Genomic DNA, 11,426 nt, shown 5'->3' with positions numbered 1-11,426 from the left:
TGCCTGCATCATTCGGGTTGATCGTCCAGGTGTGGCCGTGCCTGCGCCGGAGCGGTATCGAGCTGCGGCCCGCCGTCGCGCAGGCGCTGCAAGTTGGCGTCGCGGATGCGCGCGCCGAAGGAGCGTGTCTCGAGTACGGTGATCGCCTGTCCGAGGCAGGCGGACAAGGGAAACGCCAGTTCCGCATCGAGGCTGTCGGCCGCCGATTTGGTCGCCTGCCAGCACACGCGCAGGCGCGGCAGCAGCGTTTCGCCAGCGGCGCTGAGGCGCACCACGCGCTGCCTGCCGTCTGCGCCGCCGGCGGCCACCGTCAACAGGCCTTTTTTCACCATCAGGGCCACCGTCTGCGTCGCGGCCGGCTGCGTGAGGCCGGCCAGGGCCGCCAGCTCGCCGATGGTCGCGCTAGCCTGCTCGGCCAGCACCCGCATCACCGGTGTGTAGCGCGGCCGGTAATCCAGCCCCGCGTCCACGTAGGCTTGCTCGACCGCGCCGTCCAGCAGTTCGATGAGATGTCGTAATTGTGTGCCGAGTCCAGGTTTCATGGAACCATGGTAGCACCATTTACATAAGAGCTTATATAAATATTTTACATATTTGAAAACGCTTGCGGCGGGCCGTCGCCGGAGGCTGCCGCGTGGAACTCAGGAAGATGAGAGACGAGATGAGGTGAAAAACGGATGGATGGCGTCTGGGGCCAACGGGGGCATCCACGCCCTGACGGATGGCGAAGGATGCCCTGCCCGACCGGGTGGGCCTCAGCAGCGCGCCAGCTACTGCGCGCTACAGGTCATCGCTTGCATTTACGCCAGGTTGTAAGCTGTTTTCAAGAGCGCGATTGTCAGCGCGGCAATTTATACCGTATCAGCAGCGTAGGTCCCTTGCCGCCGGATGGCGTCAGCAGTATCTCGTCACCGGGCAGCATCTCTTCATACATCACCGTGCAACAGGTCGGCATCGAGTGGCCGCGCGCCGGATAGACACCGACATCGGTGTGCAGGGTTGCAGCGCGCACGTCCACGCTGGTCTTGCCGGCCTTTCCCTCTTCTTGCAGCAGTTTGCGCAATGCGGTGACGAAGTCCCCTTTGCTGAGCCTGGCAGGCGTCTGGCTGGCTTGCGGGCGCGCGGTTGCGTCGTTTTTCATGGCAGTTTCTTTCAGTGTATACATTCCCGCCACTATATCATCCGCCCCCTGGCGGCATCAGGCCAAAATAGACGCCAGCCCTGGCCGCTTAAGCTCTGCTGATGGTGCGCTCCGGCGGAACTCGCAGGCAGGTGACTCTTATTTCTTTCCGAGGCAGGTGCAACAGGCCGGCTTAGCTAAAGTCCAACATGATTAAAATAGTACTCGATGGAGTGTCGTAGAACATCAAAAGCTTATCTGCTCCATGGTCCCGATAGCGATACCCAACCAATATCCCAATTAATCGATATCGCTGCCCCTGTTCGTTTAGCGGATGAGTGAAGTTGACGCCATTAACCGTCTCGTCCTCGCGCATCATCCGAGATGGCCTGAATCCCCATTTAGCCACCTCATCAGGCAAGGAGAGATCGTTGGTCCAGTTGCCGGCCAGGGCATTTCCTCCAAAAGCGACGCCCCAACCAAAGCTGTCAGATTGCCTATTCATGAGACCCTGCTCATGCCATGCGCGCCTACGCTCGGCATAGCTTTTGTTGGCCTCCCCGTACCAAAAATCAGCCTCCACATCATGCTCCCGATTAATCGCAAAATAGCGCCAATCCCCGGCGAATCGATACTTTGATCCTATCCGAACGAACTTAATCCATGCTTCGCCACAGTGAGGACCGTAGTAATCCGTGCTGCCTTCGCCCAAAGCACCATCATACGGCTCTATGGGCAAGACGAAGTGGAACTGCCCGGTCCACGTAGGGTCGACCTGTGCTGCGGGTATGGTTAGAATAGGATGGAACACTTTCAGATGGAGCCCGACGTCTTCCATAAAGACGTCGTCTGGATCAGGATAGGGCACGAATCCGGGAGGGACTACTAAATTTTGAGCCATTGATGATGCAACCTTATGTAAATAGTGACTTACATAAGCCAGACGTTTCTCGGAGATGGAAACCGCATTTATTTTGCATCATTATGCAGAAATATTTTTTAGATTGCGACGGGTTCACACGACACCGCAGAACTGCTCATCAACATCGCCGAAAGGCGGCCAACCGCATCCCGGTCGCGCAGATCGGATTAACAGGGCCGCCGATGCACGCAAGCGCGTCATCCGAATACCACCGGCCAACAGACTATTCTCGGATTACGATCCTAGCAAGCCGACTCCGCCTTGCGCGCCACCCTTGCCACCACCAGTTCGATCAGCTCCGCGATCAGGGGCCGGAACGTGGCCGCATTGCCGCCCTGCCCCAGCATGACGGTGCGCGTGGTCAGGTGCGAAAAGACGGCGTCGAACAAAATTTGCGGCAGGTTGGAAAACGAGGTGTCGGGCGCGATGCGGCCCTGGGCGCGCTGCTGCTCCAGCAGGCGCAAGATCAGCGCATGCCACACTTGCGGGCCGTGTTCGTACCAGGTCAGGCCGACGGCCGGCACGGCGGCCGCGCCCGTGACGACGAGGCGGTAGAAATCCACGTGGCGGGGGCTGGTGACGACGGCCACCAGTTCATCGAGGATCAGCTGCAAGCCCTGTTCCAGGCCCGCTTGCGAGGTATCGAGGCGGCGCAGGTCGATGATGAAATCGGCGCACAGGTATTCGACCACCGCCACCAGCAGCTCCTGCTTGCTGCCGAAGTAGCGGTAGGCCGTGGCCTTCGAGCCGCCCGCCTCGGCCACGATGGCGTCCATGCTGACGCCGTCGTAGCCGGAGGCGAGGAAGAGGTCCGCCGCCGCCACCAGCAGCTTGCGCCGCCGCTCCTCGCTTCGGGTACTCGGGGAAGCTGGAACGGTGCGCAACTGGGGCATGAAGCAAACTCTTACTGTGTCTTGGGAAGCGCGTATGCTATCACGTAATCTCCCCGGTCCGGGCTCTGGCGGGCGCCGCCCGCCGCCACCACGACATACTGGCGGCCCGACTTGGGCGACACATACGTCATCGGCGTGCCTTGCGACCCCACGGGCATGCGCGCCTTCCACACTTCACGTCCCGTGGCGATGTCCATGGCGCGCAAATAATAATCCTGCGTGCCCGCATAAAACACGAGGCCCGACGCCGTGCTCACGCCGCCGCCCAGGGTGGGCATGCCCAGCGGGATGGGCAGCCGCGCGCGCACGCCGTTGATGACGGCGTCCTGCACCGTGCCGGCCGGACGCTCCCACACTTTCGTGCGGGTCTTGAGGTCGATGGCGGCAAACACGCCCCACGGCGGGCTTTGGCAAGGTATGCCCAGCGGCGAATTGAAGGCCTTGTGGTCGATGACGAAGGGCGTGCCATCCATCGGATAGGTGCTGCCCACGCCGTGGCCCGACGTCAGCTTGGCCACGTCCACCGTTTCGCGCGGCACCAGCCTGACCACTTGCGGCATGCGGATATCGTTGACGAACATATAGCCATTGCTTTCATCGACGGCCGCGCCGCCCCAGTTGAAGCCGCCGTAGTAGCCTGGATAAATCAAGGTCTCTTGCGTGCTTGGCGCCGTGAACTCCCCTTTGTAATTGAGCTTGCGGAAGCTGATGCGGCACGCCAGCTGGTCGAAGAAGGTGGCGCCCCACATGTCGCGCTCCGTGAGGGTTTCCGCGCCGAGGGCCGGCATGCCGGTGGAATATGGCTGCGTCTTTGCCACCCAGTCGCCGGCCGCATGCTCCTGCGGCACTGGCTTTTCCACCACGTCGGCAATCGGCTTGCCCGTGCGGCGGTCCAGCATGAAGATCTGTCCCCGCTTGGTCAGCTGCACCAGCGCGGGAACCTTGCCGCCCTTGCCGTCCGGGACGTCGTACAGGGCCGGCTGCGCGGCCACGTCGTAGTCCCAGATATCGTGGTGGACGGTTTGATACGTCCACCGTTCGCGGCCCGTGGCCATGTCGAGGGCGACGATGGCCGACGCGTATTTTTCCGTCAGTGGCGGGCGCTTGCCGCCCCAGAAGTCCGGCTGCTCGTTCCCCGTCGGCAGGTAGACGAGGCCCAGTTCATCGTCGAAGGCCGGGGTCGACCACATGTTCGGCGTGCTGCGCGTGTAGGTCTGCCCTTCCGGCGGCAGCTTGGTGATGGCCGGATTGCCCAGGTCCCAGGCCCACACCAGTTCCCCCGTGTCGGCGCTGTACGCGCGCACGACGCCCGACGGTTCGTCGGTGGAGCGGCCGTCGAAGACCCAGCCGCCGAGGATGATCAGGTTGCGCGCCACCGTGGGCGCGGACGTGTAGGCGTAGTACGGCACGTTCATTTTCACCTTGCCCAGGCCGACGGTGAGGTCGACGGAACCCTTGTCGCCGAAGCCCTCGCACTGCTTGCCCGTCTGCGCGTCAATCTCGATCAGGCGCGCATCCATGGTCACTTGCACGATGCGCCTGGCGCACGCGCCCGCCGCTGGCGCGCCGGCCGCCTGCATGCCCTCGAAACGGAACGGCTTTGTCACTTTGGCCGGCTCGTAATAGCCGACACCGCGGCAGCGGTTCCACGTCTTCGTGTTGGCCGGCTTCGGATCGAAGGTCCAGCGCTCCTTGCCCGTGTCCGCGTCCAGCGCGATGACCTTGCTGGTCGGCGTACACGTATAGATGGTGTCGCCGATCTGCAGCGGCGTATTCTGCGATTCCGACGCGCCCTCGGCCAGCTCGCCCGTGCGGTAACTCCACGCCACTTGCAGCTGGCCGACATTCTGCTGGTCGATCTGCGTGTACGGCGCGAAGCGCGTGCCTTTCGGCCCATGGCCATAATGCGCCCAGTTGGCGCTGCCGTCATTGACGGGCGTCACGGCATCCTGCTGCGGCTGCGCGGTGGCTTCCAGCACGCCGTGCGGCTGGAACATGGAGGCAAAGCCGGCCACCAGCACGACGGCAAACAGGGCCGCGAAGCCGCGCGACTGGCCGCTGTGGCCACGGCCTGCCAGCCACGGATGCAGCAAGGCGGCCACGAGGCCGATGACGAGGAATGGCGCCAAACGCGGCACCATGGGCCAGAAGGCGAAGCCGATTTCCCACACGGCCCACAGCAAGGTGGCCAGCACCAACGCAGCGACCACGCCACTGGCCAGCGGTTTGCGGCGCCAATACAGCACGCCCGCCAATATTAAACCGAGACCGGCCAGCAAGTAATACCAGGAACCGCCGAGGGTAATCAGTTCGATGCCGCCCGCCGCCAGGGCCAGGCCGGAAAATCCGAGAAAAACGCCAAAAACCGCCAGGGCAATGCGCTTGCCCCTGGAGACCGCCGGGATCGCCGTCGCTCCATTCTTTGTTGAAGTGTCCATTTTTTATCCATGACGCCTCCCCTGCCCAGGCCAACATGCGGGGATGGCTGATTTTTTAAATCTACGTAGTGAAACTGTACTGTACGGTTTCATTTTATGCCGATTTTTGACGCAAGGAAAGAAAAATTGACAAGGGAGCTTGATTTTTGGCGGGGATGGGATGGCGCTGCGACGTCGGCATGCCGGTTTTGACGTTTAAACAAATACCGTTGGAACGCCCGAAAAACGCCCAGGGCTAGGCGCCGCGTCGAAGACAGTACGAATAGTACGGCGAGACGCGGCAACAACGCCCTGGGCGTTTTCTCGGGTGTTACAAAGATGCCATGTCGATCACGAAGCGGTAGCGTACATCGCTCTTCACGACGCGCTCGAACGCCTCATTGATATCCTGGATGCGGATGATCTCGATGTCCGACACGATGTTGTGCTTGCCGCAGAAATCCAGCATTTCCTGGGTTTCCTTGATCGAGCCGATCATGGAGCCGGACAGGCTGCGGCGGGCGCCCACCAGGCCGAAGGCGCTGATCGGCGGCACGGCGCCGTCGGGAATGCCGACGATGACCATGCTGCCATCGACCTTCAGCAGGTTGATGTACTGGTTCCAGTCGATGGACGCGCCCACGGTGCAGATGATCAGGTCGAAGGTGCCGGCCAGTTTGCTGAACGTTTCCGCGTCGTTGGTGGCGTAGTAGTGATCGGCGCCCAGGCGCAGGCCGTCTTCGCGCTTCGACAGGGTCTGGCTCAGCACCGTCACTTCGGCGCCCATGGCGTGGGCGATCTTCACGCCCATGTGGCCCAGGCCGCCCATGCCCAGGATGGCGACCTGCTTGCCGGGGCCGGCCTTCCAGTGGTTCAGCGGCGAGTACAGGGTGATGCCGGCGCACAGCAGCGGCGCGGCCGCGTCCAGCGGCAGGTTGTCGGGAATCGACAGCACATAGCCTTCCTTGACGACGATGCTGTCCGAGTAGCCGCCCTGCGTGGCCGTCTTGCCGTCCGCTTCGACGCCGTTGTAGGTCTGGATCAGGCCGGGCATATACTGTTCCAGGTCCACGTTGCGCGTCTTGCAAGTGGTGCAGGAGTCGACGAAGCAGCCCACGCCCACGTGGTCGCCCACCTTGAACTTGCTGACGTTGGCGCCGACGGCCGTGACGATGCCGGCGATTTCATGGCCGGGCACCATCGGGAAGGCGGCGCCGCCCCATTCGTCGCGCGCCTGGTGGATGTCGGAATGGCACACGCCGCAGTATTTGATCGAGATGGCCACGTCGTCTTCGCGCGGGGCGCGGCGCTCGAACGTGAACGGTTGCAGTGCGGAGGTCGGGCCCAGTGCGGCGTAGCCTTTGGCGATGGTGGTCATGAAAACTCCTGTATCTATATGTGTGTAACGAGGGGGAACGCGTGCCATGCATGCGATTGCACAAGTGTGCCCGAGAAGCCGCCCCGCCGTTACCGCGATCCTGCAAGACCTTTGCACGATCCTCCAAATCTGCGTAAGATCAGCCCCTGCCCTCCCTCGCCTGACGCATACTGCCACCCATGCCTACCTTACTCCTGCCCCAAGATGAAATCGCCGCCCTGATCAGCCGCCACGCGCCGCGCACGGGCGATTACGCGACGGCCATCGGCAACCTCACCTTCCACCGCCAGTCGTCCGTCACGGAGTCGCTGTTCCATGCGGCGCGCCCCAGCGTGGCCATCATCGCGCAAGGAGCGAAGGACGTCACCCTGGGCACGGAAACTTTCCATTACAGCCGCATGCAGTATCTGCTGACGTCCGTCGACCTGCCGGTGCAGGTGCGCGTGGTGGAAGCGAGCGTGGACAAGCCGCACCTGTGCGTGGTGCTGGGCATCGACATCGCCGACGTGGCCGCGCTGCTCGATAGCGAAAGCGCCGGCGACAGCGCCGCGCAGCAGAAAATCCTGCCCGCCGCGCGCGGCATATCCGTGAGCGACGTGTCGCCCGAGCTGCTCGACGCCATGCTGCGCCTCGTGCGCCTGCTCGACAAGCCGGGGGAAATCGCCGCGCTGGCGCCCCTGATCCGCCGCGAGCTGACCTACCGCCTGCTCAATGGCCCCGTGGGTGCCCGCCTGCGCCACATGGCGCTGGCCAGCAGCCAGTCGCACCAGGTGGGGCAAGCCATCGACTGGATCAAGCACCATTACGCGCAGCCGCTGCGCATCGAGCACCTGGCCGGCATGGCGAACATGAGCATGTCGTCGCTGCACCACCACTTCAAGGCGATCACCGCCATGACGCCGATGCAGTACCAGAAGCTGCTGCGGCTGCAGGAAGCGCGGCGATTGATGCTGGTCGAGCAGATCGACGCGGGCACGGCCGGCTACCGGGTCGGCTACGCCAGCGAATCGCAGTTCAGCCGCGAATACAGCCGCCAGTTCGGCCGCGCGCCCATGCGCGACGTGGGCCAGGTGCGCGCGCAGCTGAGCGGCGCCGGGGCAGCCAGCGCCGGTGCCGACCTGGCCTATTCCGTCTTGCCGTAGCCGCCGCCGCCCGGCGTTTCGATGACGAACACGTCGCCCGCCCGCATGTCCGTCTTGCCGATATGCGCCAGGTGCTCGATGCTGCCGTCAGCCCGTTCCACGTAGTTGCGCCCCAGCGCGCCCGCCTCGCCGCCAGCCATGCCGAACGGCGGAATCATCCGGTTGTTCGACAGGATCGCCGCCGTCATCGGCTCCAGGAAGCGCACCCGGCGCACGCCGCCATTGCCGCCGTGCCAGCGCCCCACTCCGCCCGAACCTGGGCGGATGCTGTAGCTGTCCAGGCGCACGGGGAAGCGCCACTCGAGAATTTCCGGGTCCGTCAGGCGCGAATTGGTCATGTTCGTCTGCACCACGTCCGTGCCGTCGAAGCCGGGGCCGGCGCCCGAGCCACCCGATATCGTCTCGTAATACTGGTATTTGGCGCTGCCGAACGTGAAATTGTTCATCGTCCCCTGCGAGGCGGCCATGGCCCCCAGCGCGCCATACAGGGCATTCGTGATGCAGGTCGAGGTTTCCACGTTGCCCGAAACGACGGAGGCAGGATACCGCGGGTTGAGCATGGAGCCGGGCGGGATGATCACGGCCAAGGGTTTCAGACAGCCGGCATTCAGGGGAATCGCGTCGTCGACGAGGGTGCGGAACACGTACAGCACGGCCGCCATGCAGACGGCGGACGGCGCATTGAAGTTGTTCGGCAACTGGCTTGAGGTCCCCGTGAAATCGATGACGGCGCTGCGCTGCGCCACGTCGACCTTGATCGCCACCTGGATGCGCGCGCCGTTGTCCAGGTCCAGCGCGTAGCTGCCATCCTTCAGGGTCGTGATGACCCGGCGCACGGCTTCCTCGGCATTGTCCTGCACGTGGCCCATGTAGGCTTGCACCACGGCCAAGCCGAAATGCGCGACCATGTTATGCAGTTCTTCGGCCCCCTTCTGGTTGGCCGCCACCTGGGCGCGCAGGTCGGCCAGATTTTGCCGCGGATTGCGGGCCGGCCAGCTGGCGCCCGCCAGCAGGGACAGTGTTTCCGCCTCGCGCATCACGCCCGTGGCGCCGTCGACCAGCTTGAAATTGTCGATCAACACGCCCTCTTCCTCGATGCGCGTGGAGTCCGGCGGCATGGAACCGGGCGTGGTGCCGCCGATGTCCGCATGGTGGCCGCGCGAGCCGACGTAGAACAGGATGGATTCCCCCTCTGCATCGAAGACGGGCGAAATCACCGTCACGTCGGGTAGATGCGTGCCGCCGTGGTACGGGTCGTTCAACATGAAGACATCGCCCGGCCGCATGGCACCCGCATTGCGCGTCATGACGGTGCGGATGCTCTCGCCCATGGAACCGAGGTGCACGGGCATGTGCGGCGCATTGGCGATCAAGTGGCCTTGCGCATCGAAGATGGCGCAGCTGAAATCGAGCCGCTCCTTGATGTTGACGGAATGGGCCGTATTTTGCAGGCGCAAGCCCATCTGCTCGGCGATCGACATGAACAGGTTGTTGAATATTTCCAGCATCACGGGGTCGGCATCAGTCCCGATGGCGCGCCGCTCTGGCAAGGCCACGACCCTGCGCAAGATCAAATGGCCATGCGCCGTCACTTGCGCGCGCCAGCCCAGCTCAATGACGGTGGTGGCGTTGGCGTCGCTGACGATGGCCGGGCCGTCGATGGCATCACCCGGGCGCAGGCTGTCCGCCGCATACAGGCCGCTGTCGCGCCATGCACCGGCGCAGTACATGGCCACCGTCTGCACGGGCGCCAGCGCGCCAGCGCGGGCCGCATACGCCGGCGCGGCCACTTGCGGCGCATCGGATGCACCGATGGCTTCCACGGAAATGGCTTCGACGATCAAGGCGCGCGCCGGCATCAGGAAGGAAAAGCGTTTTTTGTACGACGCTTCGAACTGCGCCTGCATGCTGGCCACCGTATCGAACAGCACGACGAGGGCCAAATCCGTGCCTTCGTAGCGCAGGTGCACGCGGTGCACGAGCGCGATGCGCTCGCCTGCCACGCCCTGGCGCAGCAAGTCGCCCCGCGCCTGCTCTCCCAGTGCGGCGAAATCGCGCACCAGGTCGGCCCCCAGTGTCGCTTCGATGGCCCGCTCGCGCATGGCGCTCTGGTCGGCCAGGCCCATGCCGTAGGCCGACATCACGCCGGCCAGGCTGTGGATGAACACCGTGCGCATGCCCAGCGCGTCGGCCACCAGGCAGGCGTGCTGGCCGCCCGCGCCACCAAAGCTGGTGAGCGTATATTCGGTGATGTCGTGGCCGCGCTGCACGGAAATCTGCTTGATGGCGTTGGCCATATTGCCCACGGCGATGGCGACATAGCCTTCGGCCACCTCCTCCGGCGTGGCATTGACCGTGCGCGCCAGCGCTTCGAACTGGGCGCGCACCGTGGCCGCGTCCAGCGCTTCATCGGCATCGGGGCCGAAGACGCGGGGGAAGAACGCGGGCTGCAGCTTGCCCAGCATGACGTTGCAGTCGGTGACGGCCAGCGGGCCGCCGCGCCGGTAGCTGGCGGGGCCCGGATTGGCGCCCGCGCTGTCCGGCCCCACCTTGTAGCGGGCGCCGTCGAAATGCAGCAGGGAGCCGCCGCCCGCGGCCACCGTATGGATGCTCATCATGGGCGCGCGCATGCGCACGCCGGCGATCTGCGTCTCGAACACGCGTTCGAACTCGCCCGCGTAATGCGACACGTCCGTCGAAGTGCCGCCCATGTCGAAGCCGATGACCTTGTCGAAACCGGCCAGCGCGCTGGCGCGCACCATGCCGACGATGCCGCCGGCGGGACCGGACAAGATGCTGTCCTTGCCCTGGAAGGCGCGCGCATCCGTCAAGCCGCCGTTCGACTGCATGAATTGCAGGTGCACGCCGGGCAGCTCCATCGCCAGCTGGTCGACATAGCGGCGCAGGATCGGCGACAGATAGGCGTCGACCACGGTGGTGTCGCCACGCGCCACCAGTTTCATCATGGGGCTGACCTCATGCGACACGGACACCTGCGTAAAACCGGCTTCGCGCGCCAGCTGCGCCACCCGCGCCTCGTGCGCGTGATGGCGGTAGCCGTGCATCAGCACGATGGCGATGGCGCGCACGCCGCGCGCATGGGCTTGCGCCAGCGCGGCCTGCGCGGCCGCCTCGTCAAGCGGCGTGACGACGTCGCCGTGGGCGCCCACCCTTTCATCGATCTCGATCACGTCACCATACAGCAGTTCGGGCAGGATGATCTTGCGCGCGAACAATTGCGGGCGGTTCTGGTAGGCGATGCGCAAGGCGTCGCGAAAACCGCGCGTGATGGCCAGCACGGTGGGTTCGCCCTTGCGTTCGAGCAGCGCATTCGTGGCGACCGTCGTGCCCATCTTGATGGCGCCCACCTGCTCCACGGGCAGCGGCGCACCGGGCGCAAGGCCCATCAGCCGGCGCATGCCCGCCAGCGCCGCGTCGCGGTACTGGCCCGGATTTTCCGACAGCAGCTTGCAGGTGGCCAGGCTGCCATCGGGACGGCGCGCCACGATGTCCGTAAAGGTGCCGCCACGGTCGATCCAGAATTGCCAGTCCAT

8 protein-coding genes are annotated in these 11,426 nt (G+C 64.4%); 1 reads left to right on the top strand and 7 read right to left on the bottom strand.

All coding sequences use genetic code 11. The features are described 5' to 3' along the window. Positions 1 to 8: 8 nt before the first annotated feature. The 6 genes from O3299_RS06040 to O3299_RS06015 all read right to left on the bottom strand — a co-directional run bounded on the left by O3299_RS06040 (position 9) and on the right by O3299_RS06015 (position 6,730). Positions 9 to 542 carry a MarR family winged helix-turn-helix transcriptional regulator gene (locus O3299_RS06040; RefSeq protein ID WP_305061763.1) on the bottom strand — a complete coding sequence of 178 codons (534 nt, stop codon included), beginning with the start codon at positions 540 to 542 and terminating at the stop codon, positions 9 to 11. A gap of 296 nt (positions 543 to 838) precedes the next feature. Next, entirely contained in the window at positions 839 to 1,141 is a 303-nt protein-coding gene (locus O3299_RS06035; RefSeq protein ID WP_289909750.1) for an HNH endonuclease, read from the bottom strand. A 172-nt stretch (positions 1,142 to 1,313) separates the two neighbouring features. Further along, complete coding sequence (locus tag O3299_RS06030) at positions 1,314 to 2,021, bottom strand: hypothetical protein (protein WP_305061762.1); 708 nt, start codon at positions 2,019 to 2,021, stop codon at positions 1,314 to 1,316. A gap of 263 nt (positions 2,022 to 2,284) precedes the next feature. Continuing rightward, positions 2,285 to 2,935, bottom strand: coding sequence for a TetR/AcrR family transcriptional regulator (locus O3299_RS06025; protein ID WP_305061760.1), 651 nt, complete (start codon positions 2,933 to 2,935; stop codon positions 2,285 to 2,287). A gap of 11 nt (positions 2,936 to 2,946) precedes the next feature. Beyond that, the gene (locus O3299_RS06020; RefSeq protein WP_305061759.1) at positions 2,947 to 5,373 is read right to left on the bottom strand and encodes a membrane-bound PQQ-dependent dehydrogenase, glucose/quinate/shikimate family; all 2,427 of its coding nucleotides are present in this window, start codon (positions 5,371 to 5,373) and stop codon (positions 2,947 to 2,949) included. A gap of 310 nt (positions 5,374 to 5,683) precedes the next feature. Beyond that, positions 5,684 to 6,730, bottom strand: a complete 1,047-nt coding sequence (locus tag O3299_RS06015; RefSeq protein ID WP_305051824.1) for an NAD(P)-dependent alcohol dehydrogenase — start codon at positions 6,728 to 6,730, stop codon at positions 5,684 to 5,686. Positions 6,731 to 6,909: 179 nt separating this feature from the next. Between O3299_RS06015 and O3299_RS06010 the strand changes: the two genes are divergently transcribed. Then, positions 6,910 to 7,872 carry an AraC family transcriptional regulator gene (locus tag O3299_RS06010; protein ID WP_305061758.1) on the top strand — a complete coding sequence of 321 codons (963 nt, stop codon included), beginning with the start codon at positions 6,910 to 6,912 and terminating at the stop codon, positions 7,870 to 7,872. On the opposite strand, the gene O3299_RS06005 is transcribed toward O3299_RS06010, so the two are convergent. Continuing rightward, a complete protein-coding gene (locus O3299_RS06005) occupies positions 7,854 to 11,426 on the bottom strand; it encodes a hydantoinase B/oxoprolinase family protein (protein WP_305061757.1) in 3,573 nt (1,190 codons plus the stop codon). The two genes, O3299_RS06010 and O3299_RS06005, sit on opposite strands and share 19 nt — an antisense overlap.

It is taken from the genome of Janthinobacterium sp. SUN176 (assembly GCF_030587335.1).
GTDB classification, from domain to species: Bacteria; Pseudomonadota; Gammaproteobacteria; order Burkholderiales; family Burkholderiaceae_D; genus Janthinobacterium; species Janthinobacterium kumbetense.
Note: the sequence above shows the minus strand (reverse complement) of the source record. Positions and strands in the feature narration are given on the sequence as shown.